Below are 25,424 nucleotides of genomic sequence, written 5' to 3' on the forward strand. Positions count from 1 at the left end.
AAGTCCGTCAGCTTTTTATCTCGTTTGTGGTAAAATTTGATTATTTGTGGTAAATGAATACCCTATTGGAACCGCTTGTATTTTTTTAGCCCCTCCAAAGTGGCATCCACATACGTTTTTGAAACAGGGATCATTTCATCTGCATGACTCATTGTGATCCTCAAATCGTTCCTGCCCCCCTTGATAGAACTAACATTGTAAAGGTTTACAATAAAAGAGCGATGGCAGCGGACGAGGAAATCATAATCCAGGGAATCGTACAGACTTGCAAGAGATGAACGTATCAGGAACCTTGAAATTTGTCCGTTTTTCAGATAGTGCAATTCAATATAGTTGTCCTGCGCTTTTGCATAAATAAAGTCGACCACCATCATGGAAATTTTATCCTTTGTACCCTGGCCTGTGAAAAGTATCATCTGCTTGTCGTCGATACTGCTGTCAATATTGGTAAGGAAAGCATCATATTTTTCTTGCAGGGCTTTATACCTGAAATAGAAGAATGTGCCAACCAAGGGGAAAATTAATACTTTGGAAACATCGAACACAAAGCCAAAAACACTGGAAAGTTTCCAGTCATGCCAATCGCCCTGGTAATTATAGGTAATGAAGATGATCAGACCCAGGAATATGAGGCTCCAGATGGTCCACCCAATAATAAAAGTATAAGATAAGCGCCCCCTGAACAATGATTTAATACCAAATTCATTAATAAGCGAGCTTAGGATGGTTATTGGAATGTATTGGGCTATCTCGTAGAGAAATTCGAAAGTATATGTGTGGTTTGGATCATAGTTGCTGACTCCAAAAGGGAGGAAAGCAATTAAAAAAAGGAACAGAAATAAACCAATGGCAATGCTCAATACCAGTTTGTAACGAGCGGTGTTAAAGAATATTAGTTCCTGATGCATAATTCCACAAAGATAAATTTTTCCGGGAGCTGTCTTTGACATGGCAGTAATCTAATGCAGACTACTAAAACAGGTTTCTCTTATGAACTTTACTATCATTTTTTTAAATAAATGTTGAGTTGTGCTAATAAACTTCGAGAATTTGTAAGAGAATAATCCAGCTCTTCTTTGGTTTCTGTAAAGAGAATTCTCTTAAAATTACTTATCCCCTGAAATGTAGCTGCAAGATGGCTGGGATTGATGTTCTCCCAAACCAGCGAATCTATCAATGGTCCTTGGTCATGAATTTGAGTCGAACCAAAAGTATAGGTGTCGACGTAGGAAGTAATCTTTTCTCTATAATCATTCGTGGTTTTTTCTATCCTGTCATGAAGAGAAAATTTCTTATTGTAAAAATTCTTAATATTTGCCTTGAGTGAATCAGAGACGTTTTCTATCAGCCCCGTTTGATTTAGGCTATTATAGGCGTTTGTGTTGTAAATAATTTGAACACTCCAATTTGGGTTAAATTCATGGCGCATTACGTGTACTAATGTGTCAACTGTTGCTTTCGGTTTTGCTACTCTAGCTCTCAAAGATTCATTTAATTGATATTGCTCGATGATAAACGGTCGTCTTTCGGTAATTAATAAGGTGTCTTGTATTAAATCGTTTCTTAATGCTACCAGCGAGTTTTTAATTTTGACGTCAGTTTTTTTAACTTCATTCCAATTATTGATCTGCAACGCTATCAAAATCCCAATTACAACCAGTAAGATTTCTCCAATTGCATACCTGGTGTATTTGAAGAACTGATTATCGTCTGCCAGTTTTTTGCGTATTCGCCTAAAAAAATTAATCATAGTTTAATTATTACTGCCAACGTGCCATCCACGCCTTCGCGTAGCCGCTATGGCAGAGCAAGGTGGCCCATTCACTAAAAATGTCTACTTTGCCTCGCCTCAGCTGGCTCATCACTCAAAAGTCAAATCGTTGGCTTTTTCATTCTGCCTTCTTAACGCTCTGTCCTCTAAAGAAGTTGATCATATGAAACATTGTTGGTAGTTCTTACTAAGATAGGGAAATATTGAGGCATTCCGGGATAAAGCTTCCGCCGGACTATTTTAGGAAGATTGTATGGAAAAAGAAGGGGGGATGAAGAAGATTTTAGGAATGCTGATAAACGAGTTAACCAGGCATAAAAAAAACCCTCCAAAATGGAAGGATTTTTATTTTAGTATTTGGACTAGGATTTATGTGAAGCCTCAAAGTAATAAAAAAGCAGCTTTTATGACATAACGAAGTGAGAACATCTTTGTGATGTCCTATTACGTTTTGAAGCTGCTGTTGCAAATGTTGAGTGGATTTAGCTTAATACCCCCCAAAGGCCTATAAGAAAACCAAGGGCTATTAATGCCAGTAATACCTCTAAGCTAATATTCAAAACGGAAAGAATTGAATTTAAAATGGGATGCTTGTTTGAATCTGATTTCATAGCAATTATTTTTTAGATTAAGTTCTAATAAGTTACGAATTTGTGTGGTGAGCGCAGACCAAATTGTTGTGAAAGGGCTAAAAGTTGTGGTTTGACCGAACTTTTTATGCATTTTATCGAGAAAATCTTATTTAGGGGTTAAAAACGAGGTTATTTTCTTTGATCTAATTCTTCTTTAATTAGCGCAGTCAAAAATTCAATTTTGGCCAGAAGGTCCTTATGAAATTCCATAGCTTCCATATGTTTTACAAGAAACATGGCATTTATCCATTCCTGTTCTCTAAATATTTCTGAAGTAGGGTCATTGATATATTCCAATTCCTTAGTATTAAACATATAGGGCTTGTCGAAGATTAATGAACGTTTTTTTGAATACTTACTGTTATACTTTAGCCGAACTTAACAAACTGGAGTGGTATTCATTAAATTCTTTAATTCTTTTGCTATTGGAATATTACCGGTGTAAGTTCCCGATTAAGATTTTCTTTAAAAACAAAACAACAAACAAGCCCGGAAATACCCGCCAAAACCTTGCCTATATTTTTAGTATATTCACATTAGGTAAAAATTAAACCACTCTTTCCCTTGGCTAACTATCCACTAAAATCGTTTTTAGTCCATATCGGAGATATCGGATCCGATCCCAGTGATAGCGAGGAAGTGAGTCTTCAAAAAACCCTTTTGATCTATTTTGCGGGGAGTATGGCTTTAATGGCTCTATTGTGGGGTTTGCTCTATTTTTACTTTGGGGAAACTTTGGCAGGAAGCATACCTTTTTCGTACGCTTTAATATCCATATTGAGTCTAATAATTTTTAACAGGACCAAAAGCTTTACAATTTTTTTAGTTAGTCAGTTAGTTTTTAGTCTTTTCCTCCCTTTTTTATTGATGATTAGTTTGGGTGGCTTTGCCGCCTCCGGAGCTGTTGTTATGTGGTCTTTAACCTCCCCTCTGGGCGCCCTGGTTTTAAAAGGCCGCATTGAAGCTATGCGTTGGTTTATTGCTTTTCTGGCTCTTGTAATTATTTCTGCATTTCTGGAAGGAATGTATACCTATGGTAATAGCTTAAAAGAGGGCGTGATTAATGGTTTCTTTGCCATGAACATAATTGGAACATCACTTACATCATTTATAATAGTTCGATATTTTGTTGGAGAAAAAAACTTGGCCCTAACGCTGCTTGGCAAAAGGAACGAATGGATAAAAAATGTCTTTTCTGCATATGTTTCTCCTAATTTGGTGGACCATTTAATTGCCAATGCGAGTGATCTAAATCTGGGAGGGGAACGAAGGGAGTGTTCTTTCATCTTTACGGATTTGGTAGGTTTTACTACTTTGGTGGAACATTCAGATCCTGCCACTCTGGTTACGTCCCTAAATGAATATTTTGAAGGAATGATAGCCATTGTTTTTCAACATGAAGGTACTGTGTCAAAGATAGTAGGGGATGCTATAGCTGTAATGTTTTCTGCACCGCTAGTACAAGAAGACCATGCTTCAAGGGCCATAGCCTGTGCTTTGGATCTGGATATATACGCGCAAAAATTTGCTGCTGAAAAACAAAAGCAGGGCATGGATTTAGGCAGAACCAGAATAGGCGTCAATACCGGAAGCGTAATCCTATGCAGCATTGGGGGTAAAAATCAATTAGACTATCGGGCCCTTGGAGATGCTATTAATACGGCGGCACGCCTTGAAAGCGCCAATAAATATTTAGGTACCCGCGTATGTATTAGTGAAACAACCGTTTCCCAATGCAGTAATTTTCTTGGAAGGCCTATAGGGTCTCTTTTATTAAAAGGCAAGACGAAACCGGTAGCTACCTTTGAACCGCTTACCCAAACTGATATGGAACTAGAAAGTACCGGGGAATATTTGAAAGTTTATAAAGAGATGGAACAAAAATCTGATCATGCCCTGGAAGCTCTTAAAAATCTGGTTAAAAAATATCCCAATGATAAATTAGCTGCCCGTCATTTGCAGAGGTATATTTCTGGAGAAACTGGGAGCGATGTAGTTTTACCATGGAAATAAAATCCAAAATGTTTACATCTAATAACTGACTTGGCTATAATAAATGAAAGACCGGCAAAGACCTCGGGTGACTATCTGGGTTGAAACAAGAATTATTCTTTATAAGAACAACCTAATAAGAATAACCTAATTTGTTAAACTCTCCTCGGCAATTCTCACCATTTGCCAGTATGGAGGGGGATATTTATTTTCTTCCTTAAAAACGTTTATTTTTGATTCTGTCAGGGATTTACATTTCTTAAATCGGTCTACAAAATTATTGTTTTTCAAAGCCGTAACAGCTCCCATACCTTCCGGAATTATCCCTTCTCTTCCTATACTATTAAGAAATAATGAATACCCCTTAATAACTCTTGCCACAGGCAGCATCCAAAGATTGTAATCGAGTTTTTCACCTTCATTGGCACGGCTTATCAAAGCGTCCATAACCGCATTGTCTACATGATCCTGAAAAAGAATTTCCTTATCCCTCCATTCGGCTACAACGCTAAGCATTGGGTCGTATTCAAGATCAGATGGCATTTGGGTTACGAAGTGCTCTACACCAAAATTGTTCAGCCATTCAATAATCCCATTCGACGAGATGGTAGATTCAGACTCCCATAAATTAATCCCAAACTCCTTATAGGCATATGATCCAACTTCTGAACAGAACATGGCCGAAGAATCGTAATAGTCCATTTTAAAGTCATAAGGAATATGTCTGGTTTGAGATTCATTAAAAATATATAAGGACGCTTCATGGGGGAGCATAGGATTTGCTATCATTTGCTCCAAATCAACCCGGGGCCTCATTACCATAAACCTCAGTTTTTTATCATTTAAATACTCATCAACTGTTGCTATTGCCACACCTTTTTCAATATGAGCTTCCACTAAATAGGGTTCGCTGGTCTCCTTGTTTATATGAATAATTGCCACATGCGAAAAATTCCCCGGGAAATCATTTCCTCTTGAAATAAAAGCCGAGACCTCTGCTCCGCCCCGGCTCACGAGCAAATCACCACTGTGTACTTTTATTCCCAGGAGTTCTACAGAAGGAGTGGCGGAAGGTTCCTCAAAAACAAAGGTTGTAGAGACAAACTGATCCTCACTGGATTGCAATAAAATCTCCTCCACCGCAGCTCTCATACCATATAGAATACGGTAAGAGGTATTACGGGCGTTGGCGCTGTTCATATCCCAAAAACGAGAATCTAATTTTATCTTTTTTCTTACTCTGTTATAAAACCGGATATGCCAATCAGATTTGTTTTCCTGTGCCGCAATCATCGGAGCAATCTGGAAAAACCTGTTTTCTATCAACGGGTAAAAACTATCTTCAGGTCCAATAGCTTTATCTTCATAGGCGTTTAGGATACTATCATTTTTAAAAGCCATAAGTTGCACTATAGAATCCAATTCTTCAGATGGAATTGTTTTAGCCCGGAGGAAGGCTATTTCCAAATTCTCCCAAAGCGCATCCTGATCCCAAATAAAAGGAATTTGTGAGGCCTTTTGAGGGGCGCTTTTATTTTCGTGCATGGGGATAAGAAGTAATAGATATAGCCCGGCAATGATTAGTAAAAATGTAATAAATTTCTTCATGCTATTTTAAAAAATTTGGGTTAGATGCTATCCATTGTGTAAATATATATCATTCCTATACCAATCTTTTCAATCATATCCCATTCCTTAAAGTAATCGCTTTTTAACAGGCTAAATGCGCATTGCAATTAATTATCCATCAAGTTCCCTAAAGGAATTAACAAATTGCTTTATGAAATTCCGCAACAGGGAAGATCAATATCAGTGAACACACTTTCAAATTGGTAAAAGGTGAATTTAACTGTGAGTACAGGGGGAGAAGTTGCAGTTAAGAAACGGGGCAAAATGAAAATGTGTTTTGTGAATGGGCCACATTAGTAAGCTTCCGGTCTTTTAATTTAGGTTAGATTTTTTGGCTATCCTGGAAAATTAAGACTTCAAGAGTCAATATCTCATCAAAGGTTTTAAAAAAAGTTACTATTATATCATAAAGTTACAATAATAGTAACATATTGCTTATATTTGTCCCATCTATGGAAGTGTCAAAAGAGAAAAGGAGCAAAAGCTATGTAGCGATACTAAATGCTGCACAGGCCCTTTTCTGGAAATATGGCATCGGCAAAGTAACCGTTGAGGAAATCTGCAAAAAGGCCGAAATAAGCAAAATGACATTTTACCGCAACTTTGAGAACAAAAATCATGTGGCCCGGAAAGTACTGGTGCAGATTAAGGAAAAAGGAATGTTGGATTACCGCAGAATTATGGATGCCGATTTACCTTTTAATGAAAAGATACATCTCCTGGTCCGGATGAAACATGATAATAGTGAAAACCTTAGTGAGGAGTTCTTACGCGATATATATGGCGCAACTGAAACCGGGTTGAAAAATACCCTGGAGGAAGGGCAAAAAACCACGATGCAAGCCTTACATGACGACCTGAGCAAAGCACAAAAGAAAGGGGAGATCCGAAAGGACCTGAAGATTGACTTCGTAATATATATGATTAATAGCCTGAATGAAAAGTTGCTGGACAAACGTCTGACCTCCATGTACGGCAGTGCACAGGAACTTGCAGTAGAACTGACCAACTTTATTTTTTACGGAGTAATGCCAAATGATAAGAAATGACAGCACTAACAAGAATCGTATGGATTTTAATGCTGTTAGTTGTCCAGACTTATGGGCAAAAAGGACTGGTGTTCGATGGCCAATTATCTGCTTTTGGTAATTATAGCCCGGATAGTGAACTTGATATTCTGATAGGAGCGCGTTATATTCCCAAATTAGATTATGCCATTCCCCTGGATTCAACCAAAACTTTGGATTTTCAGGTATCTGCCGATATTTACGGAGCTACATTATTTAGTCCGTTTTATAAAGGGGAGGCCGATGGCTATATAGATCCTTATCGAATATGGGCCAGGTATAAAGGGCGTCAGTTTGAAATACGTGCCGGCCTCCAAAAAATAGATTTTGGGGTAGCTACCCTATTGCGCCCATTACAATGGTTTAATGAGATAGACCCGCGTGATCCTCTGGGACTTACAGATGGTGTTTATGCTGTTTTGGGCCGTTACTATTTTCTAAACAATGCTAATATTTGGATCTGGGGTCTTTACGGCAACGAAAACACAAGAGGTTTTGACACCCTAAAGACCTACAAGTACGACCCTGAATTTGGGGGAAGAGTTCAGTTTCCGGTACCCAAAGGAGAATTGGGAATTTCCTACCATCATAGGACTGCAGATTCGGAAGATCTTCCGGGAACTCCCGAGTTTGAAAAAATTCCTGAAAACCGTATAGCGCTAGACGGGAAGTGGGATGTAGAAATTGGATTGTGGTTCGAGGCTTCTTATATTCATAAATCAAAAGATGTTGGCATTCTTACCAATCAGACCCTTTTGAATTTGGGCATGGATTATACTTTCGGAATTGGTTCAGGCCTTAATGCAGTAGTTGAACATCTTATTACCTCCTTTGACACAGATCCTTTTCAATTTGTGAACAATACCAATCTTACAGCTTTGCACCTTACCTATCCGCTAGGGCTTTTTGATAATCTAAGCGTTATAGTCTACGAGGACTGGACCCTTAGTAATACAACCTTTTTTATGAGCTATGAACATCAATTTAAAAAACTTACCGGCTATGTGATGGCCTATTATAATCCGAAGATACAACGGGGCATACAGATAAACGACCTGATCAACGTTTTTGCAGGTCCTGGTTTTCGGTTAATGCTGGTCTATAATCATTAAAACAAATTCTAATGGAAGACAAAAAAAATATTATTAACATAGAACATGTAACCAAGCGGTTCAAGGTAGGTGAGGGTGAGTTTGAGGCCTTAACCGACATAAACCTTAAATTCAAAACCGGGGAATTTGCAGGACTGGTTGGTCCCAGTGGTTCGGGAAAGACCACCCTCCTGAACATTATGGGATCGCTGGACAGCCCAACAGAAGGAAAGGCCATTGTTATGGGGAAGAATATCTCAGACCTGTCGCACAAACAGGCCGCGGAATTGCGTAACAGACATATCGGTTTTGTTTTTCAGGTCTATAACTTATTGCCCGTCTATACTGTTTTTGAGAATGTAGAGTTTGCCCTGATTCTTCAGAATATAGGAAAGGCGGAACGGAAAAAAATGGTAATGGATGCTTTGGAATGGGTAGGCCTGGAGAACATGGCTGATAAAAAACCTGCAAAAATTTCGGGTGGCGAGGGTCAGCGTGTTGCTATTGCCCGAGCCATGGTAAAACGGCCCGAAATTGTGCTCGCCGATGAACCTACAGCCAACCTCGATGCCAACAACGCACATGCCATTATGCAAACCATGAAGCAACTGAACAATGAATTAAATACCACCTTCTTGTTCTCCACCCATGATGAGAAGGTCATGGGGTATTTGGAACGCATTGTCCATTTGGAGGATGGCAAAGTGGCGGAGGATGAATATGTTACAAAGACTAAATATAATATTTAAGGAAGAAGTCAAAACCAGGAGATAAGAACAAATGAAACTTGCATTACATCTCGCTTATAAAAACCTGATTGGGTCCGGTCTTCGTACCTGGCTCAACGTAGCGGTGCTTTCGTTTGCCTATGTAGTGATCATTCTGTATAACGGGATGATAGACGGCTGGAATCAACAAGCCAAACGCGATAGCATTGCATGGGAATACGGTAGGGGTCATTTACTGCATACGGATTATGATCCTTATGATCCTTTTACTTTACAGGAAGGGCACGGCACGTTGCCTAAAGATAAATCCCAAAACCTGACACCAATTTTGATTAGACAGGTATCTATTTATCCGCAAGGGCGGATGATATCTGTTTCCCTAAAAGGAATTGCGACTGAACAAAGCATCTTAAAACTTCCAACAAATTTACTTAAACAGAGTAAGGCCGCTATTCCGGGAATTGTCGGGAAACGAATGGCAACATCGGCAAATTTAAAAGAGGGCGACCAGGTGTTGCTGCGATGGCGCGACAAAAACGGCACTTTTGATGCCGCAGATATTACCATTGCCGGAATTTTTGATACGGATGTACCCACGGTAGATGGCGGACAAATTTGGATTCCTATAGAAAAACTCTGGGAAATGACGGGTTTTACAGAACATGCTACCATGTTTATAGCCGGAAATGCATATCAGCACGAGCTACAGGAAGAATGGAATTTCCGAAGTCAGGAGGATCTGTTAAAAGAACTCAACGACATCATTGCTATGAAGAAAATAAGTGGTTCCATTATGTATTTCTTGTTGTTGGCCATAGCCCTTTTGGCAATTTTTGATACGCAGGTATTATCCATTTTTAGAAGGCAGAAAGAGATTGGCACCTATATTTCTTTGGGGATGACCCGCTGGCAGGTGGTCTGGTTATTTACCATTGAAGGCAGTATGTATAGTATTCTTGCCACCATTTTAGGCAGTATTTACGGTGTTCCGCTGTTTGTCTATTTGGCAAAAAAGGGTATCGGAATGCCCGTGGCCTCCCAGGATATGGGCATTGCGGTAGCGGAACGTATTTTCCCTGTATATGGGATTGGATTAATATTAAGTACGATAGTACTGGTTGTGGTATCAGCGACACTCGTAAGCTTCTTACCCGCACGAAAAATTGCTAAAATGGATCCTGTCGATGCGTTGAAGGGGAAGTTGCAGTGAAAGTTTGTGCGTTTTAGGAAGTGCATAAAAGTGAATGAATAAAGAAGTTAAGGATAGAGAGTTATGAGTAGATTATATAGTAACCAAAGAATGCAATAATCAGATTAGTAATGAAACAAGCAATGCAATTGGCATTCAAGAATATCATGGGGGCAGGGCTACGTACCTGGCTTAATGTACTTGTACTGGCATTTACTTTTGTCGTCATTATTTTCTACAAAGCATTTCTTGAAGGGTGGAATCAACAGGCCGAAAAAGATGCCACAGAATGGGAATACGGATACGGTCAATTACAGCATGCCGACTACGACCCGTATGATCCCTTTACCTTATTGGATGGTCACGGGATTTTGAATAAAGATGAGCAAAAGGGATTAGAGCCCCTGCTAATCAGACAAGCTTCCATTTATCCTGATGGGCGAATGGTATCCATCCTTCTGAAAGGGATACCGGCAGATCAGAACGTTCTTAAACTTCCCACTAAAGCACTCAAAACAAGTGATGCCAACATTCCCGCCATCATTGGAAAACGGATGGCGGCTTCTTCACATCTGGGAATTGGGGATCAGGTTATACTTCGGTGGCGCGATAAGAACGGCACCTTTGACGCCTCTGAAGTTACCATAACCGGCATTTTCAACACCACGGTACCTAATGTAGACAATGGACAAATATGGGTGGAACTAGATAAATTATGGGAAATGACCGGACTTGACCAGCACGCCAGCCTTTTTATCGCCAGCGAAGGGTACAGGCCTGAAAAAAATCCACCCAACTGGACATTCCTAAATCGAGATGTTCTTCTGGAAGATATCAGGGCAATGGTGGAAATTGAAACAATAAGTTCGTATTTCATCTATGGGATACTTTTGTTCATTGCATTATTGGCAATATTCGATACACAGGTACTTTCTGTTTTCAGGAGGCAAAAGGAAATTGGAACCTTGATTTCTCTGGGAATGACGCGGGCCAAAGTGGCGGGTATCTTCACTTTTGAAGGCAGTATGTACAGTATTCTGGCCATTTTAGTTGGGGGAATTTTAGGTTTGGGCCTCTTTGTTCCCACTGCAATGAACGGCATTAGCATGCCGAAAGGGACAGACGAGATGGGGTTTCCCATGGCAGACATTATTTATCCGGCCTATAGCCCACAATTATTTTTTGGTACCGTTTTTATGTTGGTCTCTTTGGCAACGCTTGTGAGCTTTTTACCCGCCAGAAAGATATCCAAAATGGATCCTGTTGACGCATTAAAAGGAAAATTACAATGATACAATTTTTGTTAAAAGGAATTTTAGGAGACAAGAATCGAAGTATTTTGCCAATTATAATCATCACCATTGGCGTAGCCCTAACCGTATTGCTCAGCGGCTACCTGAAAGGGGCCATGGGCGATATTATAGATCAGAATGCCCGTTTTGATACAGGGCACGTAAAGGTGATGTCAAAGGCATATGCAGAGAACAAGGATCAATTGCCTAATGACTTAGCGCTGTTGGGAGTCGATACTTTAATGCAATCATTGAGTGCACAAATCCCACAAATGAAATGGGTAAAGCGAATTCGTTTCGGCGGATTAATGGATGCCCCGGATGCCTCCGGTGAAACCAAAGGCCAGGGCCCGGCCATGGGCATGGCGCTGGAATTATTCTCAGAAAATAGCGGGGAAGTTGAACGGCTAAACATTGCCAATTCATTGGTATCAGGAAAAATACCTTCAGAGACTGGAGAAGCTTTGATAGGCCATGATTTTGCACAGAAGTTAGATCTGAAAGTCGGAGATGAGATTACCTATATTGGCTCTACAATGAACGGTGCAATGTCTTTCGAAAACTTTACCGTTACGGGCACTGTCCGCTTCGGTACAGCGGCCATGGACAAGGGCGCCATCATTATCGATATTGGTGATGCCCAGCAGATGATGGATATGGAAAACGGTGCAGGCGAAATCCTGGGGTTTCTGAACGATGAGGTCTATGATGATGATAAAGCACACCAGATTAGTAATACATTTAATTTAAAATATGCGAACAGCACGGATGAATATGCCCCTGTGATGCAACCCTTAAAGGCACAGAACAATTTGGCGGGCTATCTGGATTATGTGAATGTTTTTTCCGTCCTTTTTGTAGGCATCTTTGTTTTCGCCATGTCAATAGTACTATGGAATACAGGCCTGTTAGGCGGGTTACGCAGGTATCAGGAATTTGGTATAAGGCTCGCCCTGGGCGAATCAAAAGGCCATATATACCGCAGCTTGTTCTATGAGTCTGTACTAATCGGGATCATCGGATCTGTAATAGGCTCTGTAATTGGGATAGGTGCAACCTATTATTTACAGGTAGTAGGCATTGATATTGGGGAGTACCTAAGCAACTCCACTATGATGATGCCCTCAGTCATCCGAGCCAAGGTAACCCCATCCTTGTTCTATATCGGTTTTATACCGGGCCTGTTCGCAATGGTTTTAGGCACACTGCTGTCGGGAATAGGAATTTACAAACGAGAGACAGCTACCTTGTTCAAGGAAATGGAGGTATAGTTTTTGTATAGTTAAAAAATAGATTTAATATAAAATATGTTTTCATGTATAAAATGATTTATTTTCTCCTGGTGCCAGCCATAACTCTGGCACAGGAAAAGGCCCCGAGCCCTGAGAGTATTCTCCAAAAAGTGGACGACAATATGATTGCGAAAACCAGCATATCAGAATCACAGATGGTGATCAATGGAAAGCGGAACAGCAGAACCATTACTTCTAAGGGCTATGCCAGGGGTGAGATAACAGCTTTTACCGAGTATTTGTCACCGGCAAGGGAAAAAGGCACTAAAATGCTGAAACTGGAAGATAGATTATGGATCTATTCCCCTTCCACAGACCGTACCATACAGCTTTCCGGCCACATGCTGAGGCAATCGGTCATGGGCTCCGATATGTCTTACGAAGATGCTATGGAGGATCGTAGGTTAAACAGGATGTACAATGCAAAAGTTACGGGCGAGGAAAGCATTAATGACCGAAAAGTCTGGGTCATGGAACTCAATGCCAAGGTAGAAAATGTAACCTATGAAAAGCAAAAAATGTGGGTAGACCAGGAACGGTTTGTTCCTCTAAAACAGGAAATGTACGCCAAAAGCGGGCAGTTGTTAAAACGGGTGATTTTGGAGAATGTTCAAAAGATAGATGGTCATTGGTATCCCATGAAGATGAACTTTAAAGATATGTTGAAAGATGGTAAAGGCACCGATTTTATAGTTACAAGCATGGAGTTCGATGTAGAGATCCCCGAATATATCTTTAGCAAAGCATCATTAAAACAATAGGAATTATAATCAAAAAACCAAAAACAGGCCACCAAATATATATCGGTTGAATAAGGATAAATATTTAAATTCATTGACACAGGATGTGAAGTTGGGGTTCTAATGCATTAATTTAAAAATAAAAAGAAGGATAACTTATTTATGTAAAAACTAAATGAAATATGGCCGTTTTTGAAAAAGTAAAACGGTTATTGAATATCTTTGTATATTACGATTATTAACAGAATAAAATATACCCATGGGAAAATTTGAAGTTAAAAAAGACAAAGCCGGAAAGCTAAGATTCAATCTTAAAGCATCAAACGGACAGGTAATTCTAAGCAGTGAAGCTTATAATTCTAAATCTGCATGTGATAACGGGATAGAATCCGTTAGAAAAAACTCACAAAATGATAAAATGTTCGACAAGAAAAAGGCAAAGGACGGACGCCCTTATTTCAGTTTAAAAGCGTCTAACGGTCAGGTGATAGGTGATAGTCAGATGTATGCGTCTGCTTCCTCTATGGCAAATGGGATTGCATCAGTCAAAAAAAATGCACCTAAAGCCACGATTCAAGACAACTCCTAAGAATTCTGTTTAATCACATCTTAGAGTGATTAGAATGAAAAAAACAGCCTATCGGGCTGTTTTTTTGTGCTTTTCACTCCTTGTAAATGGGTTTATTTACTTCTGTTAACACTAATTATTAGTCTTCTTTGCTTTAAAAGCGTCAAATTCTGATGGAGTCTCTACTTTAGGAAAGGTATTGTTTTTCATATCCGTATCGGCAAACTCAAAATTAGGGTCTAAATTCACTTTTGAAACTTCTTTTTCTTTTAAAAAAGTCTTTTTAATTTCGTATTCGTTCCTACGCCAAACTTCAGCTGGCAACGTATCAATCTCATTAGATCCATCAGTAAATATCCATTCTATGGTAACAGGCATTACCAATCCACCTATATTTTTAATAGTAATTTCATAAATATTTTTACCTGAAAGCTGTTTGCGAAGTTCGGGCTCATCTATTCTAGATAAAAACCCACCATAGCTTCCATCAGGGGTTGAGGTCATAGTTATGGCTTCGGGACCGCTTGAAAAATCCTTTGCTTTTCCACCGGAGTTTTCACCTTCAATCTTTAATTTGACGGTCTTTTTCTGATCCTTATTATTGAACTCTTCTTCATTTACTTTAAACCATTTTACATCAGTGAGTTCCATATCAACATTATCTGTTGTAAAAAACCATCCTCTGTAAAACCAGTCTAAGTCTACTGCACTTGCATCTTCCAGTGTTCTAAAAAAATCTGCAGGATTTGGATGTTTATATTTCCAGCGATTGGCATATTCTTTAAATGCCTGGTCAAACAACTCGCGTCCAACAATTGAGTTTCTTAGCATCTGCAATCCAACCGTAGGTTTCATATAAAAATTATTTCCGAACTGAGTCAGTAATTCGCTATCGGATGTTGTCATAATAGGGCGCAAAATATTTTTATCACCACTCATAAAAGGCACAATACTTTTTGGTGTTGTACTTCTAAATCCAGGGTATCTTTCTGCAACAGTTCTTTGATGAAGGAATGTGTTTAAACCTTCATCCATCCACATCCATTTACGCTCATCAGAACTCACAATCATGGGAAACCAATTATGACCCACTTCATGAACAATTGTACCAATCATACCCTGTTTTGCAGCATTACTGATCTTGCCATTTTTAGGTCTGCCGCCATTAAAACTAATCATGGGAAATTCCATACCTATATTGGAGGTGTTCACTGAAATGGCCACCGGATAAGGGTAATCAAAGGTAGCATCAGAATACACTTCGAGCGCATTTTTTATTGCTTTTGTAGATTCTTCCTTCCACACAGGCAACCCCTCTTTAGGATAAAAAGACATAGCCATAACTGTATTACTTGACAACTTTACAGCTTGTGCATCCCAAAGGAATTTACGAGATGATGCGAAAGCAAAGTCGCGAACGTTAGAAGCTTTGAATTTCCAGGTTTTCTGTTTGGCGGATTTAGTTTTTTCGTTATTTTCAGCCTCATCTTTAGTGACAATCATTACGGGTTTATCAAAAGACCCACGTGCTTCATTCAATCTATTTTGTTGTGTCTTGGTAAGTACATCACTGCTATTTTGTAAAATACCGGTTGATGCAATTATATGATCTTCGGGAACAGTTATTTCAATACTATAATCTCCAAATTCTAATGCAAATTCCCCAAGTCTTTGAAACTGTTTATTTTGCCAGCCTTCGGTATCATTGTAAACTGCCATTCTGGGAAACCAATGGGCAATAAGGTAAACAGTATTATCATCTTCAGGGAAATATTCATAACCTTCTCTTGATAAAAAATACATGCTCCTGTCTGTAATTGGGTAGGACCATGCAATAGAAAAACTTAAAGATGAACCAGATTTAAGGGGTTCTGTTAGCAATACTTTCATCATGGTATTATTAACCAATGATTTCATAGAGTTACCGTTAACATCCTTTATGTATTTAATAGAATAGCCTGCAGGAAAGTCAATAGCTCTGGTAAGAAACTGCATCTGGCGTGCATTTATAGAGTCTTTTATATCATTGTAAAAGGAACCAAAATCTTCATTTCCTTTTCTGTTTACATTCTGCTCCAATTGAATCCATATATAGCTTAAATCATCAGGGGAATTATTGTAGTAAGTAATAGTTTCTTCTCCCGTGATTGTATTATTTGATTCATCTAAAGTCGCCTTTATCTTGTAATCGGCACGCTGCTGCCAATAAGCTTTTCCCGGAGCCCCACTTGCGGTTCTGTAGCTGTTGGGTGGCGAGATCATATTATCAATGGGCTCAAATTTTCCCTGCCATGGTTGGGTTTGAGTATAAGATAAATTATGAAAAAGGATAAGAGTAAAAAGCAATACGATATTTTTTGTCATTGCCATATCAAATTTTTAAGGTGTATAATTTTCTGCCAGGTGCAGCTATGTTATAAGGATTAAATTTTAGTATGTCGAAGATACATATAAGATTTAAAAGATAGAGGACCCTATGCCTCTGTAGTTGTGCTTTATATTGATACCCCATGAAAATAATTTGGTGAATTATATGAGACACTCAAAGACGAATATGGTACAGGAGTATTAAATTAATTAGCTTTTTGTTTAAGATAAAGTGCGGTGGTATTTTCCAGGCCAGCCAAATATGGATTTTCAGAAGGATTTTGATTATAGATATGCGAGTAGCACATTGACGCCGCCAAAAAAGTACCCTGTAAAGATGGATGCATGCCATCAGCATTATATAAATCGATATTGGGGTTTCCATCCTGATTTATTGCCGTCCAAACTTCCCCTACAGGAATAATAGTTGCTCCGATAGCTTGAGATCCCTCTTCAAAAGTCTTTATTATTGGAATAAGCATTTCTGGCTGGTCCTTATAAGGCCAGGACATTAAAAGGTAAATTAAGGTTCCTTTATTGCCCACTAACTCTTGAAATGCTTTTATAGATTCTAAAGTTGCCATAGTATCATTTACGGCAATGTCTGTATTTTCTTGTAGTATAATAACATCCCAGGAGCGTTCATTTAATTTTGCCAGAGTCTGTTCATTTGTCAAATGCACAGCTAAACTATAACCGCTGAACGCAGCTTCTTGAATCAAAGGCTTATAGGACAACGAATCATTAGCCAGGTAAAGATTTAAGTGATATGAAATTCCCAGATTGAAAGAGGTGAAACTGTTGCCGATAAATAGAATTTCCCTAATCTTGGAAGTATGTGGTTCATAAGCTTGCACTGGCTCTGGTATGTTCACTTCCTTTGAGCAACAAAGCACAAAAATCATCAGAAGGGTTAAAAACCCTGATCTTTTAAGAAAATTGCTTGAGGCTTCCATTTAAAATTAAAGGTAGTGTTATTTGAAATAAACTGGAGGAAATGAATCCAATCAATGTCCTAAGCTTGACAAAATTATACCAGGGACTGATTGTAATTAGGAAGCGGTTTTTTGTTCTTACTAAGGTATAGATTTGTTATACAAAGTTACTGGGGCAAGTGAAAAAAATATACAGAAGCCATAAACTTTCTATGGTTTTTACTTAGTGATAAAATCATGAAATTACTATCTTGTAATGATTCCTTTTTTGTGCGTAATAGTAAATTAAGAACAACCTATTCTAGCGCGCTATATAGAACAAAATCGATTTATTTTTTATATATTTAAGAGAGTTCTCCTGTAAAACTTGTCTGTCTATGTCAGCACACGAAATTGAAATTATTTTAAGCAGGCAATTGGCAGATTGTCTTACCGTCCCGGTTTTTATAGTAGATCCTGAGGGGACCCTTATATTTTATAACGAACCCGCGGAACAAATTCTGGGCCAGCGTTTTCAGGATACAGGGGAAATGAGAGTGGGCGACTGGGGTAACGCATTTCAACCGCATGACAAAAACGGGAATGAAATTCCCCCGGAAGAGCTTCCGCTTGTTAGCACAATAAAAACGCATGTACCCGCTCATAAGACTTTCTGGATAAAAAGTCTGGAAGGTAAGTCTTTTAAAATCTCCGTTACTTCCATCCCTATCATTGGAAGATCTAAAGAGTTTGCCGGGGCCTTGGCTATTTTTTGGGATAATGATCTCAAGGTATGAGAATTAAACTACATGGAACCCGCGGGGCATATCCCACTTCCTCTAAAGAGACACAAAAACTTGGAGGCAATACCCCCTGTATTGAAATCATAGAGGAGAACGAAAGGCTAATACTGGATGCTGGTACGGGGATTTTGAATATAGATTTTGACAGCTATCATACCTCAGATCGGATAGATATCCTGCTAACTCACCTACATATGGATCATATTCAGGGGTTGGGTTTTTTTAAACCCATTTTTGATCCTAATAAAGAGATTCATATTTGGGGTCCCGGCGGAAGTTCTTATCCTTTAAAAGATAGGTTGAACAGTTTTTTGTCTCCACCTCTTTTCCCGGTTGTACTAAGGGATATCCCGAGTAAATTGGTCATACACGAATTGCCAAATGAGCCATTTCGGCTTGGGAAGTTTAGAATCACTTCCAAATTTGTTTGTCATCCCGGCCCAACTGTGGGTTTTAGAATTGAGCTTGAATCCAAATCCGTTGCTTATATCCCTGACCATGAGCCCATGTTAGGTAATCCGTATTTATTTAAGGAGGATAATTGGATTTCCGGATTTGATCTCTGCAGCAATACAGATTTACTCGTACACGATTCCCAATACAGTCGGGAGGAATATAAAAACAAAGTGGGTTGGGGTCATTGTTCCATGGAAATTGCCGCCGAATTATCGGAGAGAGCCAGGGCTAAACGTTTGATAATGTTTCATCACGACCCGGCACAAACGGATACAGACAGATCCCAAAAATTTAAAAAATTTATTAGCACCCATACCTATGATTTCCCCATTGAACTGGCTGTTCAGGGGCAAGAAATAGAGGTTTGATAAGACGCAGCCGAACTTTTGAAAGAAATATTAAATCTAATTGTATGAAAATCTGAAATTCTACGAATAAGAAAAATACTACTTTCAGACAATAAAAGTGCAGATTCATCCACGATAATTTTACCAAGTTGCTTAAATTCATTATATTAAGGATGGCGTTTTGACCCATGTGATATAAGACAATTGAAGTTGGAAAAGTAATCACGATAGTTCCCGAAATTCAGGTACTTTGAGATCTGATCAGAAAACTGAATAATTTTCATTTAATTAATCAACAAAAGAACACTATTATGAAAACAACTAATCAAATTTTAATTTTACTGGCAGTAATAAGCTTTATAGGATGCAAAAACCAATTGCATGTAGTAACCCTTTATGTCGACACCACGGCTAATATAACAAACGAAAACGTAAATGACCATGTTCATTTTGGGCAACCTACGGGGATTACCAACAAAGATTACACAACACTTGTAAGAAAGGGAGACCTGATTATCTGGCGGGGACAGTCTACTAGAAATCCTGATCATATTGTCAAGATCACCTCCATAGAACACAAAGAAGATAAAGAAATTTTTGAACTAAAGCCCTTTAAACCTATAAAGGTAAATGGAGATCCTGTTAATATAAAGGGTAGTGACGAATTGGTTAGAGGAAAAGTTACATTAGGGCCTGGTAAAGGAGAAGCGTATATAAAAGAAGAATATATTTTGAGGTTTACCGTATCGGGCAAAGGGGAAATATTTAAAATTGATCCTGAGGTCCAGGGGCATAAAAAAAAATAAATTATTAACTGTTTGCCAAGTCTGATGTCAACCCGTTTTTTTAGAATAAGATTATTCAAAATTAAAGCCTGCTTAACACTGGGCTTTTTTTGTTTTTTTGCCATTTCCATTTATGGGCAGAATCAGGTTATTGCTGATAGCCTCGAATTGATATACCATTCAGGACGCTTTGCAGAAAAGGACCGATTACAATTGTTGTCTGATCTTGCCGAATTTCATTCCGATCCAGAAAAGAAACTGCAATACGGTGATGAACTTCTGCGTAGGGCTAAAGCTACAGATTCTACTGAACGCATCATTGAGGCATATCAGGAAAGGGGAAGTGCCTTTAGGCTTAAAGGGGATCACAGTCATGCATTGGAAAGTTTCTTAGCAGGTGTGAAAATTGCCGATAAACAGAAAAATAAGGGGGATTTGGGAATTTTATATTTAAACATTGGCATATTGTATGCCCGTAGGGGTGATGATCAGAAAGCAATCTTCAACTATCAGAACGCTATTCCTATTCTTAAGGCAGAAAATGATTCTACCAACTTTGCAGCGGTGCTAGAAAATTTAGGAGATCTCTACAACCTGAAATTGGCCAAGCCCGATTCAGCTTTATTATTTTTCAAACAATCCGGAGATATTTATAGAGCCCTGGGCTATAAAACTGGAATTGCATACAACCTGGGTAATGTTGGCCTTGCTTATGCCTTAAAAGGAGAAAATGAATTGGCCGAAAAAAACATAAACCAGGCAACTGTAATGTTGGAGGAACTAGGCGATAATTATCCTATTAGTGTATATCTTACCTTTATGTCCGACATCTATGCGGATAAAGGTGATTGGCCTTCGGCCTTTGGTTTTGCCCAAAAAAGTTTGGACCTGGCAAAACAACATGGACTCAAGGAACAGATAGGGGATGCCTATCTAAAGCTTTCAGAACTCTATGAGAAGAGAGGAAATACCTCAGAAGCCCTTAAATATTTCCAGAATTATATCACATATAGGGACAGTGTAAACAATATTGAAAAAGTGCGTGAAATGGCCAATTTACGGGCAGATTTTGAAGTTTCACAGGCTCAAACTGAAGTGGATCTGTTGCAGAAAGAGTCAGAAATCCAACTTTTAAAGGATAAAAGACAAAGGATTATAATTTATGCAACTATCCTGGCCCTGGTTTTCATCTTTGTACTTCTTTTCTTTCTCTACAGGCGCTATAGTTTTGTAAAGGAAACCAATACTATCATTGAGGAGGAAAAAAACAGGTCGGATAGCCTGTTACTCAATATCCTTCCTAAAGAAACAGCCCAGGAACTTAAAGAAACAGGACAGGTAGAAGCCAAAAAATTTGAATCGATCACAGTCTTATTTACAGATTTCAAAGATTTTACAAGGTCCTCGGCAGACTTAAGTCCGGAAAATCTAGTTAGAAGCGTAGATTATTACTTTTCCAGGTTTGATGAAGTTATGGAGAAACACGGATTGGAAAAAATCAAAACCATGGGGGATGCCTATATGTGCACCGGAGGCTTACATTTGAATACAGAAGATCATGCAATCAGAATGGTGCATGCTGCTTTTGAAATAATCCAGATCACTGAAGAAGTCAAAATTAATGATCAAGACAATATTATGCCTTATGAGATCCGTATTGGCATTAATACCGGCCCGGTAGTAGCAGGCGTAGTGGGCACCCAAAAATTTGCCTATGATATATGGGGAGATACTGTAAATGTTGCTGCCCGTATGGAAACCAATTCAGAGACTGGCAAAATTAATATCTCTGAAAACACCTATGAACTGATAAAAGATGAATTTGAATGCGAATACAGAGGTAAAATGAAAGTTAAAAATAAGGGTATGATGAAAATGTACTATGTTAATAAGCCCAAACTCCAAGTAGCCTGACAACACAAGTTACTCTTCTTAGAATTATGGTCGTTTATCTTATTTGCATTTTGCGAAATGCAACTATCATTTAAGCCATTGGGTATGTAATCTATTTTATGTGTCTTCTTGGCTTAATTTTAATATGAGAGACGGTAATTCTTTCTTATATTGCCAAAGGTTTATAGCCTTCCCCTTTTCCTTATCATGCATTCTCATAAATCTGCTCTTGCATAAATAGTTTTTACCCTATTATGAGAAAAGCAGGAGTTCATAGCGTTGTTCGGGTGTTTGGCTTTCTTCTTTTAGTTTTTTTAGTTGAAGGATGTACCTCATCACAGACTAATTTTAAACGAGAATACAGGAAAATATGGAAGGAAACCATAAAATCTGAAGCGTGGAACAGATCTTTGGAAAAAGATGAGTTTTTGGCAGCGAATGAAACTAAAGAGTATTATTCAAGCGCAGAAGATACCGGAATTCTGGAAGGGGATAGTTATTCGGAAACCGTTAAGTATGCTTATTTTGAGGAAAAGTATAGTTCCTTAATTTCCCGGGCATATTTTAAGATAATAGCAGAGGCAGAAGCAGCAGATTATCGTATTGAACAAGAATTTCTAAGATTAGATTCTCAAAAGGGAGAAATTGGTAATCGTAATAATAAAAGTTTTAGAAATGATTTGGAGCTTGCAAAGAGAAGATATATTGCCCACAGGGAGATACTCGAGGGCCTAAGGTCCTGGAATGCCTTTAGTGATTATGGCTCAGATGATTTGGAATTTTTTAAAGAGGAGCAGGCTGCTTCCGCATTTACAATGTATCTCAATGGAGAAAGTGATGAGGACATCATTAATTTTCTGATCTATAAACTGGCCGATTTATACCAATATGAGGAATAAGACAAGAAAGGCCAGTAAATACAACACAATATGTTACCGAAATTGCAGGATTAGTTTATTAAAGTACTATACAAAGTATAACGTTTGAAGATCTCCGAAACATAATCATAGGTTTCAGTTCCACGCACATATCCGTATTGGACTACTTCATTGTTGTAGTTTTCAGGGTTACTGAGCGCAAGTATCATTTTATCTACATTACCATCCCAGGTGTATTTATCAAGTCCACGAAATTCTGCCAGACTTTGGGCATCCTTAACATGCTGATATCCGCAATTATAGGAAGCCATAGTAAACTTAATGCGTTGCACGGAATCCGTAACGGGTTCAAAATTTTTATATAATCGTTCCAGGTAGGCAGTCCCTCCATGTAAACTTTCCTCAGGGTTTTCCCTGTCCTTAATTCCGAGCTCTTTTGCTGTTGATGGCATCATCTGCATTAAACCTTTAGCACCTGCCCAGGAGGTATCCTTGGGTTGAAATTGAGATTCCTGATAGATTAAAGAAGCCAGTAAGCGCCAATCCCACCCCAACTCCTTGGCATGTTCTTTTATGAGCGTATCGTAGGCGCTGATCTGATTATTATTAAGACTGTAAAATTCACTTTTCGCCCGCCTCTTAAAGCTCCTTTTATTTTCAAAATACTTATTGTAGATAACATAATAATCAGAGCCCTTTTTTTCTTCTTCGATCCATTTATTTATTTCCTGCAGTAATACAGGAGAATTTTTTCTGACTGCCCAGGAAATGCGCTGCGAAAAGCTCACCGGGATACTTACGTCTAAAATGGGGTAATGTGAGGCATTGATCCTCGCCAGATTACCATCGGCGACAGTATATTTTATCTTTTTATCTACCACTTGCTTAATTATTTCATCAGTGGAGAGACCACCTTCAAGAGAATCTATAATGATGTTACCTCCAATTTCCTTGGATAAATTAATCATTCGCTTGAAATAGGATGAATTTGCTCTTACACTTACAGTATCTCCTATAAGTTCAATAGGATCCTGGATAATGGATGCCTTTATATTGTCAACAGTTAATTGACGCCAATTGTCGGGCTTTCTTTGCACCAATACCTGTTTTGTAAGATATAAATAACTGGTAAAAGCCACTTTCTTCTTTCTCTCTTGTGTAATAGCCAGTCCGTGCGCCACAAGGTCTACGTTACCATTTTTTAGTTCATCCAACATCTCATCCAGATTCCTGGACACCTTTAATTCCAGTTCCAGGTTTAATTGTTTGGCAAGACGCTTTAGCAAGTCATACTCATAGCCCATGGTTTGTCCGCGATACAAAAAGTAACTCGTGGCACTATAGGCAATCAACACCTTAAGTTTACCGTCTGCCACAATTTCATCAAAATCCCTGCTTATCGTAGCCTCTTTAAGGTCTGTTTTTTTCGTCTGGCAAGCGCTCAGGCAAAGGCAACAGATAATAAGAATTCTTATTCTTTTGGTCATAACGGGCTATCCCTGAATTGCCTAAATATATAAAAGAATTTGATCATGCGGAAGTAGGGCCTGGTTAACCTAATACTAAGAATTATTATATAAAGCTGCATTACACCTTAATTCTTATTAATAAACCCAACAGCACATTCTGTTAAAATGTTCTAAGAATAATTCTCAAAAAGACAACTCAAAAGAGGTATAATCAGACTGCACAGAGTGTACTTTTAAGTTGCCCCCGTGTAAATGCATAATTTGTCTGGAAAGACTCAGCCCAATGCCAGTCCCTGAATTTTTAGTAGTAAAAAAAGGGACAAAAATTTCATCTATTAATTCGGGGGGAATGCCAGGACCATTGTCCCATACTTCTATGTACTTGGTTCCTTTTTTATTCGTTCCTGTCGTAATTTTAATAAGACCGTTTTCCTGATTCCCAAGAGACTGGGCAGCATTTTTACCTAAATTGACCAACACCTGTGAAATTTGTTTTTCATCAATATATAGTTCCATTTCCTCCGGGTTTATAACGGTCTGTATCACAATACTTCCATTTTGACTCTCTTGTTCCAATAGGACCTTTACTTTATCCAACATTTTGTGGGCAGGAACGAGGGCCTTGTCAGGCGGAGGTACATTGAGAAAACTTCTGTACGATTGCACAAATTGCATTAAATCCCCACCCTGTTCTTTGATAACTTCAAGACCCCTGACCGTATTTTTAATGTGATCCTCATCAAATTCTTCCAGGCTTAATAGCTCGTTTTCTGATTTATAATATTTTAAAATGGATTCCGAAATAGAAGTGATTGGGGTAATCGTATTCATAATCTCATGGGTAAGAACTCTAATAAGACGCACCCACGAATCTGTCTCTTTCTCATCCAGTTCCTGATGAATGTCCTGTGCTACAACCAAAAGAAGTTCTTTTTCATTTAAGGTCAAGGCAGTTGATTTTAAAGCCAGCTGTTTTTTCTCCCTTTCATTGGATAGTTGGACCAGTTTTCGCTCAAAAGGTTTTAATTTTGAGAACAAATTATAAAGATCAGGATCTACCTGAGTCAGTTGTTTAATATGGTTCAGGGGCCTGTAACTTAAAAGCTCTTCAATTTTTTTATTGGCAAAAAGGATATGCCCTTTATTATTTATTGTCATAATACCAATATCTGACTGTCTTATAATTTCCTGATAATACTGTTCCTGGATTTGTTTTTTAATATGGATATCCTGTATCATGGAATTCAGCATGTTGAGGCTGTGGTTTAATTCTTCCAGTGATTTTAAACTCAATTTTTCAGGAAACCGAAGTGTAAAATCTTCATTCTTTATAGCATCAAAAAAATAGGCAATTTTTCGATTGGTATGGTTGGTATAATTAATCATTGAAACCGTCTGAACTATCAGCAAAACCAGGATCAAACCCGCTAAAATATAGCGATCTGAGAAAAATAAAAAGGCCATGAGCAAGGCTGTAAGGCAAATAAGGCAAATCCGCACAACCAACTGAAAATAAATGTT

The 25,424-nt window shown here is 38.5% G+C and carries 24 protein-coding genes; 15 read left to right on the forward strand and 9 right to left on the reverse strand.

Going from position 1 to position 25,424, the window contains the following annotated elements:
- Positions 1–62 precede the first annotated feature (62 nt).
- Positions 63–950: a LytTR family DNA-binding domain-containing protein gene (locus ABJH90_RS07550; RefSeq protein ID WP_348142985.1), complete on the reverse strand. Its 888-nt coding sequence runs from the start codon at positions 948–950 to the stop codon at positions 63–65.
- A 53-nt stretch (positions 951–1,003) separates the two neighbouring features.
- A complete protein-coding gene (locus ABJH90_RS07555) occupies positions 1,004–1,750 on the reverse strand; it encodes a DUF6090 family protein (RefSeq protein ID WP_348142988.1) in 747 nt (248 codons plus the stop codon).
- Between the two features lie 292 nt (positions 1,751–2,042).
- Here ABJH90_RS07555 and ABJH90_RS07560 point away from each other — a divergent pair, with 292 nt between their 5' ends.
- Positions 2,043–2,186: a hypothetical protein gene (locus tag ABJH90_RS07560; protein ID WP_348319796.1), complete on the forward strand. Its 144-nt coding sequence runs from the start codon at positions 2,043–2,045 to the stop codon at positions 2,184–2,186.
- A 67-nt stretch (positions 2,187–2,253) separates the two neighbouring features.
- Here the strand turns inward: ABJH90_RS07560 and ABJH90_RS07565 are convergent, their stop codons facing one another.
- On the reverse strand, positions 2,254–2,382 hold the full coding sequence (locus ABJH90_RS07565) for a hypothetical protein (protein ID WP_348142990.1): 129 nt from the start codon (positions 2,380–2,382) through the stop codon (positions 2,254–2,256).
- Between the two features lie 150 nt (positions 2,383–2,532).
- Positions 2,533–2,718, reverse strand: coding sequence for a hypothetical protein (locus ABJH90_RS07570; RefSeq protein ID WP_348142993.1), 186 nt, complete (start codon positions 2,716–2,718; stop codon positions 2,533–2,535).
- Positions 2,719–2,967: 249 nt separating this feature from the next.
- On the opposite strand from ABJH90_RS07570, the gene ABJH90_RS07575 reads away from it, so the two are divergent.
- Complete coding sequence (locus ABJH90_RS07575) at positions 2,968–4,416, forward strand: adenylate/guanylate cyclase domain-containing protein (protein WP_348142996.1); 1,449 nt, start codon at positions 2,968–2,970, stop codon at positions 4,414–4,416.
- Positions 4,417–4,542: 126 nt separating this feature from the next.
- On the opposite strand, the gene ABJH90_RS07580 is transcribed toward ABJH90_RS07575, so the two are convergent.
- Entirely contained in the window at positions 4,543–6,003 is a 1,461-nt protein-coding gene (locus ABJH90_RS07580) for a YiiX/YebB-like N1pC/P60 family cysteine hydrolase (protein WP_348142999.1), read from the reverse strand.
- Positions 6,004–6,476: 473 nt separating this feature from the next.
- Between ABJH90_RS07580 and ABJH90_RS07585 the strand changes: the two genes are divergently transcribed.
- From ABJH90_RS07585 to ABJH90_RS07620, 8 genes are all read left to right on the forward strand, one after another.
- Entirely contained in the window at positions 6,477–7,073 is a 597-nt protein-coding gene (locus tag ABJH90_RS07585) for a TetR/AcrR family transcriptional regulator (protein WP_348143002.1), read from the forward strand.
- Complete coding sequence (locus ABJH90_RS07590) at positions 7,070–8,203, forward strand: hypothetical protein (RefSeq protein ID WP_348143005.1); 1,134 nt, start codon at positions 7,070–7,072, stop codon at positions 8,201–8,203. The genes ABJH90_RS07585 and ABJH90_RS07590 overlap by 4 nt, the downstream gene beginning before the upstream one ends.
- An 11-nt stretch (positions 8,204–8,214) precedes the next feature.
- Positions 8,215–8,931 (forward strand): ABC transporter ATP-binding protein, encoded by a 717-nt coding sequence (locus tag ABJH90_RS07595; RefSeq protein WP_348143008.1) that lies wholly within the window; start codon positions 8,215–8,217, stop codon positions 8,929–8,931.
- Between the two features lie 31 nt (positions 8,932–8,962).
- The gene (locus tag ABJH90_RS07600; protein WP_348143011.1) at positions 8,963–10,120 is read left to right on the forward strand and encodes an FtsX-like permease family protein; all 1,158 of its coding nucleotides are present in this window, start codon (positions 8,963–8,965) and stop codon (positions 10,118–10,120) included.
- Between the two features lie 110 nt (positions 10,121–10,230).
- Complete coding sequence (locus tag ABJH90_RS07605) at positions 10,231–11,391, forward strand: FtsX-like permease family protein (RefSeq protein ID WP_348143014.1); 1,161 nt, start codon at positions 10,231–10,233, stop codon at positions 11,389–11,391.
- The gene (locus ABJH90_RS07610; RefSeq protein ID WP_348143017.1) at positions 11,388–12,662 is read left to right on the forward strand and encodes an FtsX-like permease family protein; all 1,275 of its coding nucleotides are present in this window, start codon (positions 11,388–11,390) and stop codon (positions 12,660–12,662) included. The genes ABJH90_RS07605 and ABJH90_RS07610 overlap by 4 nt, the downstream gene beginning before the upstream one ends.
- Before the next feature lie 44 nt (positions 12,663–12,706).
- Positions 12,707–13,444, forward strand: coding sequence for an outer membrane lipoprotein-sorting protein (locus tag ABJH90_RS07615; RefSeq protein ID WP_348143020.1), 738 nt, complete (start codon positions 12,707–12,709; stop codon positions 13,442–13,444).
- Positions 13,445–13,682: 238 nt separating this feature from the next.
- Positions 13,683–14,012 (forward strand): YegP family protein, encoded by a 330-nt coding sequence (locus ABJH90_RS07620; protein ID WP_348143023.1) that lies wholly within the window; start codon positions 13,683–13,685, stop codon positions 14,010–14,012.
- A 111-nt stretch (positions 14,013–14,123) separates the two neighbouring features.
- Here ABJH90_RS07620 and ABJH90_RS07625 read toward each other — a convergent pair whose 3' ends face one another.
- Together ABJH90_RS07625 and ABJH90_RS07630 are read right to left on the reverse strand one after the other, a co-directional pair.
- Complete coding sequence (locus ABJH90_RS07625) at positions 14,124–16,361, reverse strand: M1 family metallopeptidase (RefSeq protein WP_348143026.1); 2,238 nt, start codon at positions 16,359–16,361, stop codon at positions 14,124–14,126.
- Between the two features lie 203 nt (positions 16,362–16,564).
- Entirely contained in the window at positions 16,565–17,314 is a 750-nt protein-coding gene (locus tag ABJH90_RS07630; RefSeq protein ID WP_348143029.1) for an SGNH/GDSL hydrolase family protein, read from the reverse strand.
- A 356-nt stretch (positions 17,315–17,670) separates the two neighbouring features.
- Between ABJH90_RS07630 and ABJH90_RS07635 the strand changes: the two genes are divergently transcribed.
- From ABJH90_RS07635 to ABJH90_RS07655, 5 genes are all read left to right on the forward strand, one after another.
- Positions 17,671–18,069 (forward strand): PAS domain-containing protein, encoded by a 399-nt coding sequence (locus ABJH90_RS07635; RefSeq protein WP_348143032.1) that lies wholly within the window; start codon positions 17,671–17,673, stop codon positions 18,067–18,069.
- Entirely contained in the window at positions 18,066–18,899 is an 834-nt protein-coding gene (locus tag ABJH90_RS07640; protein ID WP_348143034.1) for an MBL fold metallo-hydrolase, read from the forward strand. The genes ABJH90_RS07635 and ABJH90_RS07640 overlap by 4 nt, the downstream gene beginning before the upstream one ends.
- Positions 18,900–19,189: 290 nt before the next feature.
- On the forward strand, positions 19,190–19,684 hold the full coding sequence (locus tag ABJH90_RS07645; RefSeq protein WP_348143036.1) for a hypothetical protein: 495 nt from the start codon (positions 19,190–19,192) through the stop codon (positions 19,682–19,684).
- A 24-nt stretch (positions 19,685–19,708) separates the two neighbouring features.
- A complete protein-coding gene (locus ABJH90_RS07650; protein WP_348143039.1) occupies positions 19,709–21,577 on the forward strand; it encodes an adenylate/guanylate cyclase domain-containing protein in 1,869 nt (622 codons plus the stop codon).
- A 233-nt stretch (positions 21,578–21,810) separates the two neighbouring features.
- Positions 21,811–22,455 (forward strand): hypothetical protein, encoded by a 645-nt coding sequence (locus ABJH90_RS07655; RefSeq protein WP_348143042.1) that lies wholly within the window; start codon positions 21,811–21,813, stop codon positions 22,453–22,455.
- 50 nt (positions 22,456–22,505) lie between these two features.
- Here the strand turns inward: ABJH90_RS07655 and ABJH90_RS07660 are convergent, their stop codons facing one another.
- Together ABJH90_RS07660 and ABJH90_RS07665 are read right to left on the reverse strand one after the other, a co-directional pair.
- Positions 22,506–23,921 (reverse strand): transporter substrate-binding domain-containing protein, encoded by a 1,416-nt coding sequence (locus ABJH90_RS07660; protein ID WP_348143045.1) that lies wholly within the window; start codon positions 23,919–23,921, stop codon positions 22,506–22,508.
- A 165-nt stretch (positions 23,922–24,086) separates the two neighbouring features.
- On the reverse strand, positions 24,087–25,367 hold the full coding sequence (locus ABJH90_RS07665; protein WP_348143047.1) for an ATP-binding protein: 1,281 nt from the start codon (positions 25,365–25,367) through the stop codon (positions 24,087–24,089).
- Positions 25,368–25,424: the final 57 nt, after the last annotated feature.

The organism is Eudoraea sp. (assembly GCF_039969275.1).
In the GTDB taxonomy this organism is placed as follows: domain Bacteria; phylum Bacteroidota; class Bacteroidia; order Flavobacteriales; family Flavobacteriaceae; genus Eudoraea.

Bases quoted from the DNA above. Each gene is read 5' to 3' on its own strand.
- ABJH90_RS07550 (WP_348142985.1), bottom strand. From the start codon at position 950: ATGTCAAAGACAGCTCCCGGAAAAATTTATCTTTGTGGAATTATGCAT.
- ABJH90_RS07555 (WP_348142988.1), bottom strand. From the start codon at position 1,750: ATGATTAATTTTTTTAGGCGAATACGCAAAAAACTGGCAGACGATAAT.
- ABJH90_RS07560 (WP_348319796.1), top strand. From the start codon at position 2,043: ATGAAGAAGATTTTAGGAATGCTGATAAACGAGTTAACCAGGCATAAA.
- ABJH90_RS07565 (WP_348142990.1), bottom strand. From the start codon at position 2,382: ATGAAATCAGATTCAAACAAGCATCCCATTTTAAATTCAATTCTTTCC.
- ABJH90_RS07570 (WP_348142993.1), bottom strand. From the start codon at position 2,718: ATGTTTAATACTAAGGAATTGGAATATATCAATGACCCTACTTCAGAA.
- ABJH90_RS07580 (WP_348142999.1), bottom strand. From the start codon at position 6,003: ATGAAGAAATTTATTACATTTTTACTAATCATTGCCGGGCTATATCTA.
- ABJH90_RS07585 (WP_348143002.1), top strand. From the start codon at position 6,477: ATGGAAGTGTCAAAAGAGAAAAGGAGCAAAAGCTATGTAGCGATACTA.
- ABJH90_RS07590 (WP_348143005.1), top strand. From the start codon at position 7,070: ATGACAGCACTAACAAGAATCGTATGGATTTTAATGCTGTTAGTTGTC.
- ABJH90_RS07595 (WP_348143008.1), top strand. From the start codon at position 8,215: ATGGAAGACAAAAAAAATATTATTAACATAGAACATGTAACCAAGCGG.
- ABJH90_RS07600 (WP_348143011.1), top strand. From the start codon at position 8,963: ATGAAACTTGCATTACATCTCGCTTATAAAAACCTGATTGGGTCCGGT.
- ABJH90_RS07605 (WP_348143014.1), top strand. From the start codon at position 10,231: ATGAAACAAGCAATGCAATTGGCATTCAAGAATATCATGGGGGCAGGG.
- ABJH90_RS07610 (WP_348143017.1), top strand. From the start codon at position 11,388: ATGATACAATTTTTGTTAAAAGGAATTTTAGGAGACAAGAATCGAAGT.
- ABJH90_RS07615 (WP_348143020.1), top strand. From the start codon at position 12,707: ATGTATAAAATGATTTATTTTCTCCTGGTGCCAGCCATAACTCTGGCA.
- ABJH90_RS07620 (WP_348143023.1), top strand. From the start codon at position 13,683: ATGGGAAAATTTGAAGTTAAAAAAGACAAAGCCGGAAAGCTAAGATTC.
- ABJH90_RS07625 (WP_348143026.1), bottom strand. From the start codon at position 16,361: ATGGCAATGACAAAAAATATCGTATTGCTTTTTACTCTTATCCTTTTT.
- ABJH90_RS07630 (WP_348143029.1), bottom strand. From the start codon at position 17,314: ATGGAAGCCTCAAGCAATTTTCTTAAAAGATCAGGGTTTTTAACCCTT.
- ABJH90_RS07635 (WP_348143032.1), top strand. From the start codon at position 17,671: ATGTCAGCACACGAAATTGAAATTATTTTAAGCAGGCAATTGGCAGAT.
- ABJH90_RS07640 (WP_348143034.1), top strand. From the start codon at position 18,066: ATGAGAATTAAACTACATGGAACCCGCGGGGCATATCCCACTTCCTCT.
- ABJH90_RS07645 (WP_348143036.1), top strand. From the start codon at position 19,190: ATGAAAACAACTAATCAAATTTTAATTTTACTGGCAGTAATAAGCTTT.
- ABJH90_RS07650 (WP_348143039.1), top strand. From the start codon at position 19,709: ATGTCAACCCGTTTTTTTAGAATAAGATTATTCAAAATTAAAGCCTGC.
- ABJH90_RS07655 (WP_348143042.1), top strand. From the start codon at position 21,811: ATGAGAAAAGCAGGAGTTCATAGCGTTGTTCGGGTGTTTGGCTTTCTT.
- ABJH90_RS07660 (WP_348143045.1), bottom strand. From the start codon at position 23,921: ATGACCAAAAGAATAAGAATTCTTATTATCTGTTGCCTTTGCCTGAGC.
- ABJH90_RS07665 (WP_348143047.1), bottom strand. From the start codon at position 25,367: ATGGCCTTTTTATTTTTCTCAGATCGCTATATTTTAGCGGGTTTGATC.